Below are 19,740 nucleotides of genomic sequence, written 5' to 3' on the forward strand. Positions count from 1 at the left end.
TATGACTGCATCGAATAGGAAGGTGTTCCATGCTCACCACCGACGCTCCCGCCCTGGACGGGGTGCACCACGTGAAGCTGCCGGTCAGCGACCTCGAGCGCTCGCGTTCGTGGTACGCGTCCAGGCTCGGCTACGACACGTTGATCGAGTTCACCAAGGGCGGCCGGACGACCGGCATCACCATGCGTCACCCGAACGGCGGGCCGATGATCGGGTTCGTCCTCAACCCTGAACTCGCCGTCCGGGCGAGCGGCTTCGACTACTTCTCGATCGGCGTACGCGACAAGGCGGATCTCGAGGAGCTGGCCGAGCGTCTCGGCGGGCTCGGCGAGGAGAACGCCGGCGTCCATTTCGCCACCATCGGCTGGATCCTGCCGGGCACGCACGACCCCGACGGCCATGAGGTCCGCTTCTACACCAACGACCATCACACCCACGTTCCCGACGAGGATCTGCCGCTGGTGGTCGACGACCCGATCGGCACCGAGGCCGAGCGCGAACGAGCCCACCACGCGAAAGCGGTCCCTCCCAGCGCTTGCTGAGAGGGACCGCTTCGGTACTTGTACCCCCGACCGGATTTGAACCGGCGTTACCGCCGTGAGAGGGCGACGTCCTAGGCCGCTAGACGACGGGGGCTTGCACCGCCTGCACCGGACCTTTCGGCCCCGCAGGCAGGAGAAACATTACCGGATGACCTGCCGATCCCCCACATCGGCACCACCCTTCCGACGCAGCCCGACGCAGCCCGGACACAGCCCCGCCACAGCCCCGACACCGGCGCGTCCCGGACCGCGGCAGAAATGACGAAGAGCCCCGAGTCAGTGACTCGGGGCTCCTCCTGCGTGGTACCCCCGACCGGATTTGAACCGGCGTTACCGCCGTGAGAGGGCGACGTCCTAGGCCGCTAGACGACGGGGGCTTGCAGCGGGTGAAACCTTAGCGAACCGCTTCGGTGACTCCCAAATCCTCCGGAGAGGATCCGCTGGGCTACTAGGACTCGAACCTAGAATAACTGGACCAGAACCAGTCGTGTTGCCAATTACACCATAGCCCATCGCCTTGCTGGACTAAGCCCCACAAGGACGATCTGGCCCTGGGGATTTCTCCCTCGAACCGAGAGGAAACATTACCGGCGAGGTCCCCCGGCGACGAAATCGGCACGCCCTAGACGCTCTTCGTCGTGGTCGACAGGCCTGCTGATCGCGCCGCCCACACGGTCAGCGCCAGGAAGACGCCCGACTGGACCAGGGTGACCGGGATCCGCCACCACGACCCCTCGGAGGTGTTGAGCACCGCCGAGATGTCGCCGAAGGCGACCGCCATGCCGAGGCTGACGAAGTTGTTGAGGACGTGCATCGCGATGCCGGCCTCGATGCCACCGGTCGCAATCACGCAGATGCCGGCGACGATCCCGAAGGCGAACCGGTCCAGGAACAGCGGGAGGTCCTGGGATCCGTGGGCGGAGGCGAACAGCAGCGCGGTGATCGTCACCGAGACGGTGCGCGCCCAGGCCATCCCGCCGAAGAGCGAGCCGAAGGTCTGGAAGATGTAGCCACGGAAGAGGTACTCCTCCCCCGCCGCCTGCAGCGGGGTGAGCAGCACGATCACGAGCACGAAGTCGCGCATCGTGCTCGTGTAGGGGTTGAGCGTGCTGGGCCCGAGATCGTCGCCGGGGATCGGCAGCCGCGAGGCGATGATGACGGTGACGACCATGGTGATCGCCGCGATCCCGAGACACTGCAGCAGCCACGGCCAGCGGATCCGTCGCTCGACCGAGGCGAGCCACCCCGGCCGAAGCCCGTGCAGCGCCCAGCACAGCAGCATCGCCGCCGGGATCGCCCCGGCGAGCGAGAGCAGCAGGAAGGCCAGCGACTCCGGGGTGACGTTCTCCACGTCGGCGACCCGGGCCATCCCGGTGGCGACGTCGTCGCCGGTGAGCACGAAGAAGACCTCGAAGCCGACCAGCACCACCGCCGGCGAGACGAAGAAGACGCACAGTCCGATCAGGATGAGTCCGACCAGGGGGCGCCCCCAGCCGCTGCGCCCGCTGCGCTGCACCTGGTAGTACGCCAGTCCCGAGGGCGGCTCCATGACCGTGCTCATCCTGCCCGTCCTGCCACGTCAGCTCCTCCCGAGAACCGCCTTCAGGCGCCCCAGCGTACGCTCCCGGCCGAGCAGCTCCATGGATTCGAACAGCGGCGGACTGATCCGCTTGCCGGTGACCGCGACCCGCACCGGGCCGTACGCCTTGCGCGGCTTGAGCCCGAGACCGTCGATCAGGGCCGCGGTCAGTGCGTCCTGGATGGCGGCCGTCGACCAGGTGGAGAGACCGGCAAGGGCGTCGTGCGACGCCCGGACGACACCCAGACCCTCCTCGTCGAGCAGCTTGGCGGCGTCCTCCTCGTCGAGGGCGAAGTCGGCCTCGGGGACGAAGAGGAACCGCAGCATGTCGGAGGCCTCGCCGAGCTTGTTGATCCGCTCGGCGACCAGCGGCATCGCGGCCTCGAGCATCTGCGCGTCGGCGTCGTGCACCGGGTCACCGATGACGCCGTCGGCCTTGAGGTAGGGAATCACCCGGTGGGTGATCTCCTCGACCGGCAGCAGCCGCATGTGGGAGGCGTTGATCGCCTCGGCCTTCTTGATGTCGAAGCGGGCCGGGTTCTTGACCACGTCGGAGATCTCGAAGGCCTCGACCATCTCCTCCATGGTGAAGATGTCGCGGTCGGCCGCGATCGCCCAGCCGAGCAGCGCCACGTAGTTGAGCAGCCCCTCGGGCAGGAACCCCTCCTCGCGGTACTTCAGCGCGTGCGCCTCGGGGTCGCGCTTGGAGAGCTTCTTGTTGCCCTGGCCCATGACGTAGGGCAGGTGACCGTAGGCCGGTGCGCGCTCGGCCAGGCCGATCTCGACGAAGGCGTCGAAGAGCGCGATCTGCCGCGGGGTCGAGGAGAGCAGGTCCTCACCGCGGAAGACGTGGGTGATGTTCATGGTGGCGTCGTCGACCGGCGCGGTGAGCGTGTAGAGCGGGTCGCCGTTGGCGCGCGCGAGCGCGTAGTCGGGGACGTGCTTGGTCTCGAAGGTCACCTCGCCGCGGACGAGGTCGTCGAAGGTGATCGAGCCGTCGGGCATGCGGAACCGCGGGACCGAGGAGCGGCCCTCCGCCTCGTACGCCTTGATCTGGTCCTCGCTCAGGTCGCGGCAGTGGTTGTCGTAGCCCTGAGCGGGCGCCTCGCCCTTCTCGCCGGCGGCCTTCGCGGCCTTGTAGGCGGCGAGCCGCTCTTCGTAGCGGGCGGTGACCTCCTCGCCGGTGCAGTAGCACTCGTAGACGTGGGAGGAGGCGCGCAGCCGGCCGAGGGCGTCGGCGTAGATCTCCGAGCGCTCCGACTGGCGGTAGGGGCCGTAGGGGCCGCCGACCTCGACCCCCTCGTCCCAGTCGAGGCCGAGCCAGCGCATCAGGTCGATGAGCCCGTCGTAGGACTCCTGGGTGTTGCGCGCCTTGTCGGTGTCCTCGATGCGGAAGACGAAGGTGCCGCCGTGGTGGCGGGCGAAGGCCCAGTTGAACAGGGCCGTCCGGACCAGGCCGACGTGGGGCGAGCCCGTCGGCGAAGGTGCCATCCGGACCCGGTAGTCCTTGGGCTCGAGTGTGCCGATCACTTCATTGCCAGTCAACGCTGTGCCACCTTGTTCGTCAGAGCTCCGAGCCCCTCGACGAAGATCTCGATCTCGTCGCCGGGCTCCATGGGGCCGACACCCTCGGGGGTGCCGGTGAGGATCACATCGCCCGGCAGCAGCGTCATCACGCTGCTGATGTGGGCGATCAGCTTGGGGATGTCGTGGACGAGGTCCTTCGTGGACCCGTCCTGGACGACGTCGCCGTTGAGGAATGTCTGGATACGTACGCCGGCCGCGAGCTGCTCCGGCTCGACCTCGGTCTCGATCCAGGGGCCGAGCGGGCAGAAGGTGTCGTAGCCCTTCGCCTGGGAGAAGTGCTTGAGGCGGCGCTGGACGTCGCGCGCGGTGACGTCGTTGGCCACGGTCATCCCGTAGATGACGTCCTTCACCTTCTCCGCCGGGACATCGCGGCAGATCCGGCCGATCACGATCGCGAGCTCACCCTCGTAGTGCAGGTCCTCGACACCCGCCGGCCGCTGGATCGCGTCGTTCGGGCCGCACACCGCGGTGTTGGGCTTGATGAAGAAGAGCGGCTCCTCCGGCACCTCGTTGCCCAGCTCGGCGGCGTGCTTGGCGTAGTTGCGGGCGACCGCGACCACCTTGCTGCGCGGGATCACCGGCGCGAGCAGCTTGACGTCGTCGAACTTGTGGACCTGATCGGTGAGGTTGATGCCCGAGAACAGCGGGTCGCCCTGGAGCGCGACCACGGTCGCGTCCTCGCTGAGCTGGCCGTAGCCGTCTAGGTCCCCCATGACGACGCCGAACTGGGGCTCGCCACCCTTGGTCGTGAATCTGGCGATGCGCACAGGCTGAGCCTATCCGGACCCGTCGCCACGATTCACTTCACGATGCGCCGCCTTCGTAGGCTTGTACGTCGTGGAGGTGCTGTCGCGTTCGGAGTGGACCGCTCGCGCGGCCGCCCACCACGCGCGCCTGGCGCCCTACGTCGAGCCGCATCTCGCCCGCCGCGGCGCCCGGGTCAAGCACCCGGTCAACGACTTCCTCTTCACCTACTACTCCTACCGCCCCGCTCAGCTGCTGCGCTGGCACCCGGGGTTCGGGGTGACGCTGTCGGACGCAGCGGAGTACGCGGATCTGCGCGGCTATTCGAACGGCACGGTCTCTCTTGAGTTCCTCGCCGACAAGCGCCTGCTCGTCGAGACGCTGCTGAAGCTCCTTCGGGCGACCGCTTCGCGCGACGGCAACTTCGGCTGCTTCGGCCTGCACGAGTGGGCGATGGTCTATCGGCTGACCCCGGAGCAGGTACGCCACGCCGACTGGCCCTTGCGGTTGGGAACCGCCGGCACCGACCGCGTCGTCGAGTCCCACCGCATCGCGTGCAGCCACTTCGACGCGTACCGCTTCTTCACTCCCCCGGCCGCACCGCTCAACACCCTCTCGCCACGATCGGACGATCGCGCCGCCTTCGAGCAACCGGGATGCCTGCACGGCAACATGGACCTCTACAAGCACGCCTTCCGGCTCTCGCCGCTGATCTCCTCCGACCTCGTCGCCGACTGCTTCGAGCTCGCCTGGGAGATCCGCACCATGGACATGAAGGCCGCTCCCTACGACCTCGCCGAGCTCGGCCTCGACCCGATCCGGATCGAGACGGCCGCCGGGAAGCAGGAGTACGCCGCCGCCCAGCGCGCCTTCGCCGAGCGTGCCGCTCCGCTCCGGGAGCGCCTGATCGCCGAGTGCGAGCGGCTCCTCGAGGCGTAACGGACGTCACATGCGGAGCACGCTCCTCCCGGCGTGACCTCGATCAACGGGATACGTTAATCCCATAATGGCCATCATTCCCCGCCCCCGAAAAGCTGCCGCCTCGATCACCACCACGGTCGGCGCCGCCGCGGGGAACGTCGCGCACTCGCTGCTCTACGGTGGGCTCGCCGACCTTCGGCCGATGCCGCGCACGCTGATCGACGACGGCACCAGGCGCGAGCTCTACCACTACCGGCCGGTGCGCGGGGCGACCCCGGAGGGCGACCCGGTGCTGCTGGTGACGCCGCTGGCGGCGCCGGCGCTCTGCTACGACCTGCGGCGAGGCTGCTCGGTCGTCGAGCACCTGGTGGAGACGAACCGGCCGACCTATCTGGTCGAGTACGGCGAGGTGAACTTCGCCGACCGCAGCCTCGGCATCGAGCACTGGATCTCCCACGTGGTGCCGGAGGCGGTCCGGTCGGTCTCCGAGCACGCGGGCGGGCGGCCGGTGCACGTGGTCGGCTGGTCGCTCGGCGGGATCTTCGCGATGCTCGCCGCCGCCGACTCCCCCGACCTCCCGATCGCCTCGCTCGCGGTGCTCGGCTCGCCCTGCGACGTACGTCAGGTGCCGTTGATCGCGCCGCTGCGGCCGCTGCTCAACCTGCCTCCGGGCAACCTGGTCACCACCGCCTACCAGGCCTTCGGAGGCGCCCCGAAGCCGCTGGTCAGGTGGGCTTTTCAGCTCTCGTCGGTCGATAAGATGTTCACCAAGCCGGTGGCGAAGCTGTCCAACCTGGCCGACCGCGAGTTCCTCGCCCAGCTCGAGGCGGTCGACCGGTTCACCGACAACATCATCGCCTACCCGGGGCGGACGTTCGGGCAGCTCTACCACCATTTCTTCCGCACCAACGCGCTGTTCGGCGGGAAGATCGATCTCGGCGACCACATCGTCGACCTGCGCGACATCAAGCAGCCCACCATCGTCGTCGCGGGTGCCAACGACGGCATCGGGCCTGTCGCCTCGGTCCGGCCGCTGGTCGATCTGCTCACCAGCGCCAAGGAGCTCCGCTTCGAGGTCGTTCCGGGCGGCCATCTCGGCCTGCTCACCGGCCGTGCTGCGCGTGAGACCACCTGGCCGCTCCTCGACGACTGGTTCGGCCGGCACGACTGAGTGTCGGTGGTCGGTGGCAGGGTGGGCGCCATGTCGAACCCACCCGCCGAGGCGACCGACGAGCACTTCCGCAGCGAGGACTGGTACGCAGCAGATCTCACCGGGGCGAGGTTCGTCGACTGCGTCTTCACCGACGTCGACCTGACCGAGGCGACGACGTCGGCCGCGCTCTTCGAGAACTGCGTCTTCCACGGCGGCCGGTTCAACGCCTCGACCCACGTCGGCTCGGCATTCGTCGGCTGCGACTTCCGGCGGACCAACTTCTTCGACGCGACCTTCGACGGCTGCAAGCTCAGTGGCACCGAGTTCTCGGACTGCACCCTGCGGCCGCTGAAGGTCACCGGAGGCGTCTGGCGCGGGGTCTCGCTGCGCGGAGCCAACCTCGCCCGGCTCGACCTCTCCGGGCTGGATCTTCGCGATGCCGACCTGTCGCTGGCCGACCTCACCGACGCGGTGCTGCGAGACGCGCAGCTCGGCGGAGCCACGGTCCAGGAGACAACGCTGCACGGCGCCGATCTCCGCGGCGCCGACCTCGACCGCGTCGACCTCACCGTGGCATCGCTGCGCGGCACGAAGCTCGACCTCGCCGGAGCCGTGCTGCTCGCCGAGCTGCACGGCGCGGAGGTCGACTCGGTCTGACCGCGAGCGCCGCGACCTCAGCGGTCGGCCGAGGCCTCGCGGACGGCCTTGGCCATGGAGATGCCGGCGGCGATCAGGCCGAGGCCGGTGATGAAGTCGTCGGTGTCGCGTACGTCGTCCTCGATGGCGCCCGCGGCGGCGGCCTGGCGGTGGGTCTGCTCGTCGACGGCGTGGCCGTAGACGAAGTGGAGCAGGGTGCGGGCGGCGGTCGGGGCGAGGTCGCCGAGGCCACCGTCGTTCAGCGCCGCGACGAGGTCGTCGTAGGGCTGTGTGGCGCCGAGCCCGAAGGCCCACACGGTGGCGACCACCTCGGCACCGTCGCGGTAGGCCAGGAGCGAGTCGCGCAGGTCGGTGCAGACACCGGTGACGCGTACGTCCCAGGCTCCCGTCTGCTCGTGGCGTCCCCGGAGCAGGATCTCGTCGGCCACCGCGGCCAGCAGGGACTGCTTGTTGGCGAAGTGGTGGTAGAGCGCGCTGGGACGTACGCCCAGCTCGGTGCCCAGGCGGCGCATGGTCAGGTCGGCGAGACCGTAGTCGTCGAGAACCTCGAGCGCGCGGGCGACGACGTCCTCACGGCGGTATCGCATGTTGCTCCCAGGGGCCGGGTGGTGGGACGAAGTGGACGAAGACGTACGTCGACCTTAACCTGAACACCGTTCACCTGACCAAGGTTCAGGTCTGAGTACGCAGGAGCGAGTATGACCGAGTCCCCCACAAGCACGGACAAGACCCCCGCGGCCAAGGCGTCGCGTCTGGACACCACCGACCTCGCGCTGATCGCCGCGTTCGCGGCCCTGATCGCCGTCTGCTCCTACCTCGCCGCCATCCCGATGGGCGGCGCGGGCGTCCCGCTGACGCTGCAGGGCTTCGCGCTGCTGCTGACCGGTGCCCTGCTGGGTCCGCTGCGCGGCACGGCCGCGGTGGTGCTCTACCTGGTCCTCGGTGTCGCCGGGCTGCCCGTCTTCGCCGGCCACGCCTCCGGCCCCGGCGTCTTCGTCGGGGTGACCGGCGGCTACCTGTGGTCGTTCCCGATCATGGTGCTCGCCGTCGGCATGCTCGTGAAGTACGTCCTGCGCGCCCGCCGCACCAACCCCCTCCTCGTCTTCGCCGCCTGCGTCGTGGGCGTCGTGATCAACCACGTCGGCGGGATCATCGGGATGGCCCTCGTGCTCCACGTCGGCCTGCCCGAGGCGGCGGCGTTCGACGCTCCCTACTGGATCGGCGACTTCATCAAGGCGGCCGTCGCCGCGGTCGTCGCCTCGCAGGTCCACCGCGCCTTCCCGAAGCTGCTCGCCCGACGTGCCTGAGATCCGCTTCGAGGCCGCCGAGGTCCGGGTCGAGTCCCCGGATCTCGGCGGCTCACGCACCATCCTGCAGCCGACCACGCTGTCGCTGACCGAGCAGCGCATCGGGATCGTCGGCAGCAACGGCTCGGGCAAGTCGACCCTCGCCCGTCTCATCAACGGGCTGGTGCTGCCGAGCGCCGGGCGCGTCACCGTCGACGGGCTCGACGTGGCTCGTCAGGGTGCTGCCGTACGCCGCCGCGTCGGGTTCACCTTCACCGATCCCGCCGCCCAGCTGGTCATGCCGACCTGTGTCGAGGACGTCGAGCTGTCGCTGCGCCGGACCGTGAAGGATCGCGTACGCCGCAAGCAGGTCGCCCTCGAGACCCTGGCCCGCTTCGGACTCTCCGAGCGGGCCGAGGTGAGCGTGCATGCGCTGTCCGGGGGCCAGCGTCAGCTGCTCGCCCTCGCCGGTGTGCTCGCCACCTCGCCGGACGTGCTGGTCACCGACGAGCCGACCACGCTGCTCGACCTGCGCAACACCCGGATGGTCGGTGACCTGCTCTTCTCGCTGCCGCAGCAGCTGGTCCTCGTCACCCACGACCTCGACCTCGTACGCCGCTGCGACCGCGTCCTCGTCGTCGAGGACGGCCGGGTGTGCTTCGACGGGGATGCCGACGCCGCGGTTGCGCACTACGTGCAGGCGGTCAGCGCGGGATGAGCATGACCGTCGGCATCTACCGCCCGGGTGACACCGTGCTCCACCGGCTTCCGGTGGGCGCCAAGCTGCTCGGCCTGGCCATCATCAGCGTGGCGATCGTCGCGCTGCGCGGACCGATCCTCGCCGTCGCCTTCCTCGCGGTTGCCGTGGTGCTCGCCCTCGTCGGCCGGCTCGACCTGGCCGCCACCGCGCGGGCGCTGCGTGCCGTACTCGTCATCGCCGTGGTGGTCGCGCTCCTGCAGTGGTGGCTCTTCACCTTGCCACGGGCGGTGGAGTCGCTGCTCGACCTGGTCTCGCTCGCCCTGGTGGCGCTCACCCTGACCGTCACCACGCCGACCACCGAGATGCTCGATGCCGTGGTCCACTGGATCCGCCCGCTGCGCCGCGTCGGGCTCGACCCGGAGCGGGTCGCGCTCACGATCTCGATGGCCATCCAGGCCCTCCCCGGCACCCTCACCCTCGCCCAGGAGACCCGCGACGCCGCCCGCGCCCGCGGCCTCGGCCGCTCCCCCGGGGCCTACCTCACCCCCTTCGTCATCCGCGTCGTCGCGCGCGCCCACGAGACCGGCGACGCCCTCAAGGCCCGGGGTCTCGGCGACTGACCATCCCCAGCCGAATCGGTAGTTCTGGCGGCCGAATCTGTAGTTGTGGGTGACGAAAGTCGACTCTCGTCACCCACAACTACAGATTCGGCTCGCCATTTCGGCGGTCTCGGCGAGGGGTCACCAGCCGGGCGGGAGGCGGTGGTCCCAGAGAGCGGCGTCCTCGATCTGCGCCGAGAGGGAGAGCAGGAGGGACTCCTCGGCGGGACGGGCGGCGAGCATGACGCCGACCGGGAGGCCGGAGGGGGTCCAGTGGAGGGGCAGGGAGATGGCGGGCATGCCGGTGACGTTCCAGGCCGAGGTCCAGGGGGTGAACTCCTTCTGGGCCTGGAAGTCGCCGGCGGGATCGGCGTCGTCACGGATCGCGCCGACCTTCGGCGGCGGGGTGGCGAGCGTCGGCGTCAGCACAGCGTCGTAGGGGGCCAGCGCCTCGAGCGCCATCGCGGCGAAGCGGCGCAGCTCCGCGATCGCCAGGCCGAACTCCGGGCCGCTGACCGCCTCTCCCCGCTCGGTGAGCCAGCGGGTCAGCGGCCGGATCTGAGAGCGCTGGTCAGGGGTGAGGTTCACGACCGCCATCGCGGTCCCGACGGCCCAGACGGTCTCGAAGACCGCGACCGCCTCGACCGGCAGCGGCCGCGGGATGTCGACGATCTCGTGGCCCAGCGACTCCAGCAGCGTGGAGGCGTTCTCCCACGCCGTGACGCACTCGGGGTCGACCGTGGTCGGGGCGATCAGCGGTTCGATGAACCGGGCGATGCGCAGCCGCCCCGGCGGCCGATCACAGGCGTCCAGGAACGGGAGCTGCTCCTCCGGGGCCCAGAACGGGTCCCCCGTACGCCGCCCCGCGAGCACGTCGAGGAAGGCCGCAGCGTCCCGTACGGTCCGGGCGATCGGGCCGGCGGCGGCGAGACCGGCCGCGTCGCCGTACATCGGCGACGGCGAGATCCGCCCGCGGGTCGGCTTCAGGCCGACCAGACCGCAGCACGAGGCCGGGATCCGGATCGAGCCGCCGCCGTCGGACCCCTGCGCGACCGGCACGAGCCCGGCGGCCACCGCCGCGGCAGCACCTCCGGAGGAGCCGCCGGCGATCCGCGCACGGTCCCAGGGGGTGACGGCGGGCGGCGCCACATCCGGCTCGGTGTAGCAGGGCGAGCCGAACTCGGGGGTGTTGGTCTTCCCGAGCGAGATCATCCCGGCCGCCTCGATCGAGAGCGTCACGTTGTCGGACACGTCCGGGACGAACGAGGCGAAGGCCGCCGACCCGAAGGTCGTACGCACCCCACGGGTGAGGTTGAGGTCCTTGATCGCGGTGGGTACGCCCCACAGCGGTGAGGCGCCGACCGGCTTGACCGCGAGCTCACGGGCACACGTCGAGATCCGCTCCTCGGCCACGGTGACGAAGGCACCCACGTCGTCGAGCCGGGCGATCCTGTCGAGATAGTGCTCGGCGAGCTCCCCCGGGGAGACCTCGCATCGATGCAGCAGCTCTCCCTGTTCCAGGGCGGTCAGATCATGAAGCTCGGCCACTCCAGCACACTAACGCCACTCGTCCTCGAGCATCGCGTAGTGCACCAATGTCGTCCACTCCCCCTTGAACCACTCGGCCTCCCGCTCGACCGCCTCCTTGCGCATCCCGAGCCGCTCGATCACCCGCGCGGAAGCCTCGTTGCGCTCGTCGACCCGGGCGGTCACCCGGTGCAGGCCGAGCCCGTCGAACGCCAGCCCCAGCAGCGCCCGGGCGGTCTCGGTGGCGAAGCCCTGTCCGTGGAAATCCGGGTTGAAGGCGTAGCCGATCTCTCCCGACCGCTGCTCCTTGCTGCGCCAGAAGAGCACGACATCACCGATCAGCCGCCCGCTGTCCCGGTGCTCGACGCCGAGGCAGAGCACCTCGCCCTCGCGGCGCAGGACCGAGGGGCGCTTCCACGCCGCGTAGGACTCGCGCAACGCGTCGCGGTCCTTCGGCACCGGCGGGATGTAACGGCACACATCCTCCCGCGACAGATAGGCGTGCAGGTCCTCCAGGTCGCGTTCGACGTCGATCGGACGCAGCAGGAGCCGCTCGGTGGTGATCGGGTAGTCCGGCGCCAGCACGGGCTCGCCCAGCTCCTGGAAGAGGCTCAGGTGCAGGTCGGCGGGGCCGTCCAGGCGCGCGTTGAGCGACTCCCACGGGGTGCGGGTGGGCGGCGCCACCAGCGCGGCACCACCCTCCACAAGCCGGGACGTGACACCGGCGGAGTCCTCGACCTCGAACGCCACGCGTACGTGTCCGGCCACCGGTCGACCGACCTCGACCTCGTCGATGTAGGCGTGCTGGGCGGGATTGGCGAGCTCGAGCGTCGCCCGGCCGGCATCGAGGATCGTCACGTGGGCATCGCCGGGGCCGGAGAAGGCGGCCTGCTCGGGAAGGCCGAGTGTGTCGCGGTAGAACGCCACCGCCTGCTCGTAGTCCTTCGCCTCGACCACCACTCGGAGCTGCTTCACGGGTCCACTCATGCCGGCAACCTAAGGCCGAAACCCCCATCGCGCACGCGATAAATGACGAAGGTCAGGTCTCCCCCCGGAGAGACCTGACCTCGTGGTGCCGCCTGGATGGGGCTCAGGCGGCTGCGGGCTGGAAGCCCGCGAGCTTCTCGACGGCCTCCTTGAAGCGGGCCTGGGCGTCGGCGTCGGTGAAGACGTCGATCTCGTGGACCGGCTGGGAGACGATGGCGTCCTCGACGACGATGGCGCCACCGATGCCGGCCGAGCGGGCGGCGTCGGCGTGGGACCACTTGGCGCCGTAGGGTGTCGGGGCGACGCCGACGACCGACAGGACCTTGCCCTTGAGCACGCCGGCGGCGTACGGGCGGGAGAGCCAGTCGATCGCGTTGTTGATCACGGCGGGCATGGTGCCGTTGTACTCCGGCGTCACGATGAGGACGCGGTCGGCCGCGTCGATCACCTTGCGGAACTGGGTGACGGCCTCGCCCGGGTCGGCCTCGAGGTCCTCGTTGAAGAACGGCAGCTCCGCGAGGCCGTCGACGATCTCCAGCACGACACCCTCAGGCGCCTCGGCGACGAGCTTCTCGGCGAGCTTGCGGTTGATGGAGTCGGCGCGGAGGCTGCCAACGAGTACGGCGATGCGGGTGTCGGTCACGGGTTCTCCTCGTAGAACGCGGAAAGTTCAATGTTGAACTGTCTAACGTCCTCCGTCCGGAGATTCATTCCGAGACAGCGGCCTCCGAGGGTGTGGTCTCGCCCACATGCCGGCGCAGGCCGAAGGTGAGCCCGTCGACCAGCGCCTCCCACGACGCCTCGATCACGTTCGACCCGACCCCGACCGTCGTCCACGACGTCACGCCGTCCGAGGTCTCGATCAGCACCCGCGTCCTGGCGTCGGTGCCGTGCCCCTGGTCGAAGAGCCGCACCTTGAAGTCGATCAGGTCGAAGTCGGCGACGACCGGGAAGGCGCGCGTGATCGCGGCGCGCAGCGCCTGGTCGAGCGCGTTGACCGGACCGTTGCCCTCCCCCGTGGAGACGTGACGTACGCCGGCGGCATGGATCTTCACGATCGCCTCGGTGGTCGAGGCAGCCTCCGGGCCGCCGCCGCGGGCCTCGGAGATGACCCGCCACGACTCGACGTCGAAGAACGAGGGACGCGCGCCCTCGACCTCCTCGATCAGGAGCAGCTCGAAGGAGGCGTCGGCCGCCTCGAAGGTGTAGCCCTGCTCCTCGAGCGCCTTGACCCGGTCGGTCACCCGGGTCACCAGGTCACGGTCGTCGGAGAGGTCGTAGCCGAGCTCGCGGCCCTTGAGCTCGATCGAGGCGCGCCCGGCCATGTCCGAGACCAGCAGCCGCATGTCGTTGCCGACACCGGCCGGGTCCATGTGCTGGTAGAGGTTGGGGTCGACCTTGATCGCGGAGGCGTGCAGCCCGGCCTTGTGGGTGAAGGCGGAGGCACCGACGTACGGCTGCCGGCCGGCGGGCGGCACGTTGGTCACCTCGGCGACCGCGTGAGCAACGCGGGTCGCCTCGCTCAGCAGCCCGGTCGGGAGCACCTCGCGGCCGAGCTTGAGCTGCAGGTTGGCGACGACGGAGACGAGGTCGGCGTTGCCCGTACGCTCGCCGTAGCCGTTGATGCAGCCCTGGACGTGCATCGCGCCGGCGTCCACGGCGGCCAGCGAGTTGGCGACGGCGCACCCGGTGTCGTTGTGGCAGTGGATCCCGACCGCTCCGTGGGTGTGCTCGCGGACGTCGTGGACGACGTCGGCCACCCAGGACGGAAGCATCCCGCCGTTGGTGTCGCACAGCGCGACCACCTCGGCGCCTGCCTCGTAGGCGGTCCTGAGGACCTCCATCGCGTAGTCGCGGTTGGCCCGGTAGCCGTCGAAGAAGTGCTCGGCGTCGAGGAAGACCTGCTGGCCCTCCTGGCGCAGGTGGGAGACGGTGTCGCGGATCATCGCGAGGTTCTCCTCGAGGGTGGTGCGCAGCGCCAGCTCGACATGGCGGTCGTGGGACTTCGCGACCAGGGTGACGACGCTCGCCCCCGAGTCGCGCAGCGCCGCGACCTGCGGGTCGTCGGCCGCCCGCACCCCGGCCCGGCGGGTCGACCCGAACGCCGCCAGCCGCGCGTGCTTGAGATCGAGCTCGTCGACCGCTCGGCGGAAGAACTCGGTGTCCTTCGGGTTCGCACCTGGCCAGCCGCCCTCGATGAACCCGACGCCCAGGCCGTCGAGGTGCCGTGCGATCGCGAGCTTGTCGGCGACGCTGAGATTGAGGCCCTCCTGCTGCGCACCGTCGCGCAGAGTGGTGTCGTAGACGTGGAATTCCATGGCTTCTGTGTCCTCGGGGTCGACCTGGGGCTGGGCAACAAAAAACCCTCTCGGGAACGAGAGGGTGGCGCGTCGGGCAAGGCTCGACGCGCTAGCGAATGATGATGACGTGGTTCGTCATAGCCCTGATACTGCCACGAAATCTCCTCCCGTGGGACGGGCGTCTCACCAGCCGAGGAGCTCGACCCACCACGGCTCGTCGCCGCCGGAGAACTGCGAGCCCTCCTCGGCGAGGGTCTGGATCGGGAAGAGCGCCAGGGTGAGGACCACGGCGAACCCGAGGATCCAGGGCACCCACCGCGCCGAGACCCGGCGCACCACCGCCGTCACCGGGTCGCGCAGCCGGTCACGGCCGGAGCCGGTCCACAACGCGAGCACGAACGCCAGCCCGGCCAGGCCCAGGGCCGCCTCGAGGGAGAGCTGCAGGGCGTAGCCGATCAGCACCGCCGCCACCACGAACCCGAAGCCCCACACCCCGACCACGAACGTCTTCGGCAGCGAGCGGACCAGCCGCCAGGGCGCGCCGATCAGGAGCCGAGGCGCGTCGTGCCACTTGCGGCCGCGATACCAGCGCCAGCGGCGCAGGTCACCGGCGGCCAGAGTGGCGGCGCGGATCAGCCAGGCCGCGCCGAGCACGGTCAGGAAGCCGACGCTCGGGAAGGCGGCGATGACACCGACGGCGAAGGCGAGCAGGCCGAGCCAGATGGCCGCTCGGCGCAGCTTCTCCAGCCGGGGATCGTGTCGCGGGCCCGCCGGCACGGCGATCGGGGCGACCGGCGTGGTCGCCTTCTCCCGCTCGGCCCGGTCGCTCAGCGAGAGCTGCTCGACCGGCTTGTGCACGAACGGCCGGCGCGGCGTACGCAGCCACTCGCGGACCTCGTCCAGCGTCGGGCGGTCGGCGGGGTCGGGCGAGAGCGCCTGGCCGAGCAGTCCGCGCAGCGGCTGCGGCACCCCCTCCAGGTCGTGCTCGCCGCGCCGGGCCCGGTCCATCAGCTTCATCGGGTTGCCCTCGCCGAAGGGCGGGCGGCCGGTCGCTGCGTACGTCACCACCGAGGCCCACGAGTGCACGTCCGAGGCCGGGGTCGCCGGGTCGCCCACCGCGATCTCGGGCGGCAGGTAGCCGGGCGTGCCGATCAGCAGGCCGGTCACGGTGATCTTCGGGTCGTCGGCGACACGGGCCAGACCGAAGTCGATCAGGATCGGGGTGCGGCCCTCCATGATGATGTTGGCCGGCTTGATGTCGCGGTGGAGGACGCCGACGGCATGGCAGTCGGCGATGCCCTCGGCCAGGTCGCTGGCCAGCTGCTCGACGTCCTCGCGCGAGAGCGGCCCGTCGTTGATGATCTGGTCGTGCAGCGTCGGGCCCGGGACGTAGCGGGTCGCCAGCCACGGCACCTCGCCCCACGGGTCGGCGCCGACGACGCCCGCCACCCACCGGCTCCGCACCCGCTGCAGCGAGGAGACCTCGCGCGCGAGGCGCTGGCGGCCCTCCTCGTCACCCACGAACTGCGTACGCAGCACCTTCAGCGCCACCCGCTCACCACTGGTGCGGTGGCTGGCCAGGTGGACCCGCCCCATCCCGCCCTGCCCCAGCAGGGAGAGCAGGTCGTAGTCGCCAACGGTCTCCCGTTGGTTCGCCGGGAGACGGCGAGGGGCTGTCGTCACGTCACAAACCTTATCGGCCACGGCCGACAACAGGCCGAGACGTCACGTACGTCGGCCGAGGTGGCACGGGCATGCCACCTCGGCCGACCGGAGTGACGCTTCCGCGCTACGCGCGGTTACTCCCTCGCTCGGCGCGAGCGGACGAGCAAGCTCGCCGCTCGACCTCGCTCCGGTCGTCTCGGCCGACGCGACTGACGTCTCGGCCGTCGAGGGTCAGACGATCTTGCGCATCCAGCCGAAGGTGTCCTCGGCGCGACCGAACTGGATGTCGACCAGCTGCTTGCGGATGGTCTTCCAGACCTCGCCGTCGCCGGCGGAGGCGATGGAGCCGCCGTTGTAGACGAGCTCACCGACCGGGGTGACGACCGCGGCGGTGCCGCAGGCGAAGACCTCGGTGATCTCGCCGGACTCGACGCCGGACTTCCACTCGTCGATGGCGAACTTGCGCTCCTCGACGGTGTAGCCGAGCTTGCCGGCGAGCTCGATGATGGAGGCGCGGGTGATGCCCTCGAGGATGGTGCCGGTCTCGGGGGTGACGATCCGGCCGTCGGCGTGGACGAAGTAGAGGTTCATGCCGCCGAGCTCCTCGACGTACTTGCCCTCCTGCGCGTCCAGGAACACGACCTGGTCGCAGCCGTTGACCGAGGCCTCGGCCTGGGCGACCAGGGAGGAGGCGTAGTTGCCACCGGTCTTGGCCGCGCCCATGCCGCCGCGGCCGGCGCGGGTGTAGTCCTCGGTGAGCCAGATCCGCACCGGCTTCACGCCGCCCTTGAAGTAGGAGCCGGCGGGCGAGGCGATGACCATGTAGGTGACGTGCTGGGCCGGGCGGACGCCGAGGAACGCCTCGGAGGCGAACATGAACGGCCGCAGGTAGAGGCTCTTCTCATCGGTCTCGGACGCCTCGGGCACCCAGCGCTGGTCGACCTTGACGAGGTCGAACACGGTCTGCACGAAGTCCTCGATCTCGAGGACGGGCAGCGCCAGCCGCTCGCTCGAGCGAGCCATCCGGGCGGCGTTCGCCTCGGGCCGGAAGGACCAGATCGAGCCGTCGGCATGCCGGTAGGCCTTCATGCCCTCGAAGATCTCCTGGGCGTAGTGCAGCACTGCTGCCGACGGGTCCAGGCTGATCGGTGCGTACGCCTCGATGCGACCGTTGTGCCAACCCTGTTCGGGCGTCCACTCGACGGTCAGCATGTGGTCGGTGAAATGGTTGCCGAAGCCTGGGTTCGCCAGGACCTCCGCGAGCTGCTTGTCGGTGGCCGGTTGGGTCGACAATGTGGTGCTGATCTCCATGGGCATGAGATTAGTCCTGTTCTGCGAGAGCTGTGCTAATGCGGGCCGGGTAAGTGATGAGGACAGACGAAGGGCCGGGCGCAGCATCTCTGCGCCCGGCCCCGTCAGGGTTGAGCGTCTAGCTGGTTACGCGCGCGGCGATCGCGTCGCCGACCTCAGAGGTCGTACGCGGCTCGGAGCCGCGCTCGGAGAGGTCGGCGAGCACGGCGGCGTCGATGGCGGCGGCAGCCTCGGGGTGGCCGAGGTGCTCGAGCAGAAGGGCCCCGGACAGGATGGCCGCTGTGGGGTCCGCCTTCTGCTGGCCGGCGATGTCGGGGGCTGAGCCGTGGACGGGCTCGAACATCGAGGGGAACTCCCGGGTGGAGTTGATGTTGCCGGAGGCGGCCAGGCCGATGCCGCCGGTGATGGCAGCGGCGAGGTCGGTGATGATGTCGCCGAAGATGTTGTCGGTGACGATCACGTCGAAGCGGGCCGGGTCGGTGGCGAGGAAGATCATCACCGCGTCGATGTGGAGGTAGTCCACGGTGACGTCGGGGAACTCCTCGGCGACCTGCTGGGTGATCCGCCACCACAGCGAGCCGGCGTTGACGAGGACGTTGGTCTTGTGGACCAGCGTCAGCTTCTTGCGCGGACGCGCCTGCGCGCGGGCGAAGGCGTCGCGTACGACCCGCTCCACGCCGTAAGCGGTGTTGACCGAGGTCTCGGTGGCGACCTCGTGCGGGGTTCCGACCCGCATCGCGCCACCGTTGCCGGTGTAGAGGCCCTCGGTGCCCTCGCGCACGACCACGAAGTCGATCTCGCCCTTGTTCAGCACCTCGGCCGACAGCGGGGAGGTCGCCCCCGGGAAGAGCCGGCTCGGACGGAGGTTGACGTAGTGGTCGAGCTCGAAGCGGAGCTTGAGCAGCAGCCCGCGCTCGAGGATGCCGGGAGGCAGGTTCGGGTCGTTGGGCTTGCCGCCGACCGCGCCGAGCAGGATCGCGTCCTGCTCCTTGATCTCGGCGAGAACGGACTCGGGAAGCACCTCACCGGTGGCGAGATAGCGCTCGGCGCCCAGGTCGTATCGGGTCTGCTCGAACTTCACCGGAGAAGCGACCTCGAGCACCTTCAGCGCCTCGGCGGTCACCTCCGGCCCGATGCCGTCGCCGGGGATCACTGCGAGGTTGGTCGTAGACATACGGCGAGACTAGTTGTCGTCGGGCTGCTGGCCGCCGTTGTCCCGCAGGTCGAGCGCCTGCTGGACCGCGGCGATCGTGTTCTCGACGCTGTGCGGGTTGTCCGGGTTGTGGCTCGCCGGACCCCACTCTCGGTACTCGGGGCTTTCGGGGTACATCGCGTACATGGCTTCTTCCTTCACACTTCGGGAAACAGAGGGGTGTGGGAGAGAAGCCGGGGTCTTTTAGAAGACGGAAGCCACCGCGACGAGGTGGCTTCTCCTGCGGTCGTTACCGCCGGGCCCCGTCGCGGCACTCGAGTACGAGAAAAATGCTCCGCATGGTGTTCTGACGTTAACCCGGGAGACGCCTCCAGGGAGCCGATCTGGACGAATGGTCCGCTATCCGAGACACCCGTGCGCGCGCTCACACGCGATATCGGGAAGACTGGTCCTGTGAGCGCACCTCCAGAGCTGCCAGACATCGTGACCCGCGCCTTCGACGTCTCCCGTCGCGCGGGCTATGTGTCGTTCTGCCGCAACGAGACCGGACGATTGCTGGCGACCCTGGCGGCCACGCGAAGCGGCACGATGGCGGAGTTCGGCACCGGGTGCGGCGTCGGCACCGCGTGGCTGCGCAGCGGCGTACGCGGCGCGGCCGCCCAGATCGTCTCCGCCGAACTCGACGAGCATCTCGCGAAGGAGGCCTCCGAGATCTTCGCCGACGACCCGCAGGTCGAGGTGATCGCTGCCGACTGGGCGATCCTGCGCGACCGTGGCCCGTTCGCACTGCTCTTCCTGGACGCCGAGACCCCGGGCGGGGTCTCCCCCGACCAGCTCGCCGACCTCGTCGAGGAGGGCGGCATCGTCGTCATCGACGACCTCATCCCCACCGACCTGTGGCCGCCGATCGTCTACGGCCGCGTGGACAGCCTGCGCGAGTCGTGGCTCACCGACGAGCGCTTCACCACCGTCGAGGTGATGGTCGCCCCCGACACGAGCGTCCTGCTCGCCACCAAGCGCTGAGGCTGC

General features: G+C 69.8%; 20 protein-coding genes and 3 tRNA genes. 8 read left to right on the plus strand and 15 right to left on the minus strand.

The genetic code is table 11. The features are described 5' to 3' along the window. The first annotated feature begins 29 nt into the window (after window positions 1-29). Window positions 30-542, plus strand: a complete 513-nt coding sequence (locus tag HD557_RS18020) for a VOC family protein (protein WP_196874863.1) — start codon at window positions 30-32, stop codon at window positions 540-542. Window positions 543-563: 21 nt separating this feature from the next. Here the strand turns inward: HD557_RS18020 and HD557_RS18025 are convergent. From HD557_RS18025 to HD557_RS18050, 6 genes are all read right to left on the minus strand, one after another. Further along, window positions 564-636, minus strand: a tRNA-Glu gene (locus HD557_RS18025). 207 nt (window positions 637-843) lie between these two features. Next, window positions 844-919: transfer RNA gene (locus HD557_RS18030), tRNA-Glu, on the minus strand. Window positions 920-982: 63 nt separating this feature from the next. Beyond that, a tRNA-Gln gene (locus tag HD557_RS18035) sits at window positions 983-1,054 on the minus strand. A gap of 110 nt (window positions 1,055-1,164) precedes the next feature. Next, window positions 1,165-2,103, minus strand: coding sequence for a CPBP family intramembrane glutamic endopeptidase (locus HD557_RS18040; protein ID WP_196874864.1), 939 nt, complete (start codon window positions 2,101-2,103; stop codon window positions 1,165-1,167). Between the two features lie 18 nt (window positions 2,104-2,121). Next, window positions 2,122-3,612, minus strand: coding sequence for a glutamate--tRNA ligase (gene gltX, locus HD557_RS18045; protein WP_231381342.1), 1,491 nt, complete (start codon window positions 3,610-3,612; stop codon window positions 2,122-2,124). A 50-nt stretch (window positions 3,613-3,662) separates the two neighbouring features. After that, entirely contained in the window at window positions 3,663-4,475 is an 813-nt protein-coding gene (locus tag HD557_RS18050) for a fumarylacetoacetate hydrolase family protein (RefSeq protein ID WP_196874865.1), read from the minus strand. A 70-nt stretch (window positions 4,476-4,545) separates the two neighbouring features. Between HD557_RS18050 and HD557_RS18055 the strand changes: the two genes are divergently transcribed. The 3 genes from HD557_RS18055 (at window position 4,546) to HD557_RS18065 (ending at window position 7,183) form a co-directional block, all read left to right on the plus strand. Then, a complete protein-coding gene (locus HD557_RS18055) occupies window positions 4,546-5,391 on the plus strand; it encodes a 3-methyladenine DNA glycosylase (RefSeq protein ID WP_307785656.1) in 846 nt (281 codons plus the stop codon). A 67-nt stretch (window positions 5,392-5,458) separates the two neighbouring features. After that, window positions 5,459-6,544 (plus strand): alpha/beta fold hydrolase, encoded by a 1,086-nt coding sequence (locus HD557_RS18060; RefSeq protein ID WP_008358384.1) that lies wholly within the window; start codon window positions 5,459-5,461, stop codon window positions 6,542-6,544. Between the two features lie 30 nt (window positions 6,545-6,574). Beyond that, complete coding sequence (locus HD557_RS18065; RefSeq protein WP_231380353.1) at window positions 6,575-7,183, plus strand: pentapeptide repeat-containing protein; 609 nt, start codon at window positions 6,575-6,577, stop codon at window positions 7,181-7,183. A gap of 17 nt (window positions 7,184-7,200) precedes the next feature. On the opposite strand, the gene HD557_RS18070 is transcribed toward HD557_RS18065, so the two are convergent. After that, window positions 7,201-7,770, minus strand: a complete 570-nt coding sequence (locus tag HD557_RS18070; protein WP_196874868.1) for a TetR/AcrR family transcriptional regulator C-terminal domain-containing protein — start codon at window positions 7,768-7,770, stop codon at window positions 7,201-7,203. Between the two features lie 111 nt (window positions 7,771-7,881). Here HD557_RS18070 and HD557_RS18075 point away from each other — a divergent pair, with 111 nt between their 5' ends. From HD557_RS18075 to HD557_RS18085, 3 genes are read left to right on the plus strand one after another with little or no spacing between them, the layout of a single operon-like run. Further along, window positions 7,882-8,490: a biotin transporter BioY gene (locus HD557_RS18075; RefSeq protein WP_196874869.1), complete on the plus strand. Its 609-nt coding sequence runs from the start codon at window positions 7,882-7,884 to the stop codon at window positions 8,488-8,490. Further along, entirely contained in the window at window positions 8,483-9,187 is a 705-nt protein-coding gene (locus tag HD557_RS18080; protein ID WP_196874870.1) for an energy-coupling factor ABC transporter ATP-binding protein, read from the plus strand. Before HD557_RS18075 ends, HD557_RS18080 begins: the two co-directional genes overlap by 8 nt. Beyond that, window positions 9,184-9,789: a CbiQ family ECF transporter T component gene (locus HD557_RS18085; protein WP_196874871.1), complete on the plus strand. Its 606-nt coding sequence runs from the start codon at window positions 9,184-9,186 to the stop codon at window positions 9,787-9,789. The genes HD557_RS18080 and HD557_RS18085 overlap by 4 nt, the downstream gene beginning before the upstream one ends. A 120-nt stretch (window positions 9,790-9,909) precedes the next feature. Here HD557_RS18085 and HD557_RS18090 read toward each other — a convergent pair whose 3' ends face one another. The 8 genes from HD557_RS18090 to HD557_RS18130 form a co-directional block, all read right to left on the minus strand. Further along, entirely contained in the window at window positions 9,910-11,316 is a 1,407-nt protein-coding gene (locus tag HD557_RS18090) for an amidase (protein WP_196874872.1), read from the minus strand. Window positions 11,317-11,325: 9 nt separating this feature from the next. Then, complete coding sequence (locus tag HD557_RS28370) at window positions 11,326-12,282, minus strand: GNAT family N-acetyltransferase (protein WP_231380354.1); 957 nt, start codon at window positions 12,280-12,282, stop codon at window positions 11,326-11,328. 103 nt (window positions 12,283-12,385) lie between these two features. Beyond that, window positions 12,386-12,925, minus strand: a complete 540-nt coding sequence (locus HD557_RS18105; protein WP_196874873.1) for an NADPH-dependent FMN reductase — start codon at window positions 12,923-12,925, stop codon at window positions 12,386-12,388. A 64-nt stretch (window positions 12,926-12,989) separates the two neighbouring features. Further along, entirely contained in the window at window positions 12,990-14,600 is a 1,611-nt protein-coding gene (cimA, locus tag HD557_RS18110; protein WP_196874874.1) for a citramalate synthase, read from the minus strand. A gap of 165 nt (window positions 14,601-14,765) precedes the next feature. After that, window positions 14,766-16,265: a serine/threonine-protein kinase gene (locus HD557_RS18115; RefSeq protein WP_196874875.1), complete on the minus strand. Its 1,500-nt coding sequence runs from the start codon at window positions 16,263-16,265 to the stop codon at window positions 14,766-14,768. Window positions 16,266-16,478: 213 nt separating this feature from the next. Then, window positions 16,479-17,558: a branched-chain amino acid aminotransferase gene (locus HD557_RS18120; protein WP_374221688.1), complete on the minus strand. Its 1,080-nt coding sequence runs from the start codon at window positions 17,556-17,558 to the stop codon at window positions 16,479-16,481. 118 nt (window positions 17,559-17,676) lie between these two features. Beyond that, window positions 17,677-18,732: a 3-isopropylmalate dehydrogenase gene (locus HD557_RS18125; RefSeq protein WP_008358399.1), complete on the minus strand. Its 1,056-nt coding sequence runs from the start codon at window positions 18,730-18,732 to the stop codon at window positions 17,677-17,679. A 9-nt stretch (window positions 18,733-18,741) separates the two neighbouring features. Continuing rightward, window positions 18,742-18,897 carry a hypothetical protein gene (locus HD557_RS18130; protein ID WP_008358400.1) on the minus strand — a complete coding sequence of 52 codons (156 nt, stop codon included), beginning with the start codon at window positions 18,895-18,897 and terminating at the stop codon, window positions 18,742-18,744. Between the two features lie 267 nt (window positions 18,898-19,164). Between HD557_RS18130 and HD557_RS18135 the strand changes: the two genes are divergently transcribed. Beyond that, window positions 19,165-19,734: an O-methyltransferase gene (locus HD557_RS18135; RefSeq protein WP_008358402.1), complete on the plus strand. Its 570-nt coding sequence runs from the start codon at window positions 19,165-19,167 to the stop codon at window positions 19,732-19,734. Window positions 19,735-19,740: the final 6 nt, after the last annotated feature.

This window comes from Nocardioides luteus (assembly GCF_015752315.1).
Classification (GTDB): Bacteria; Actinomycetota; Actinomycetes; order Propionibacteriales; family Nocardioidaceae; genus Nocardioides.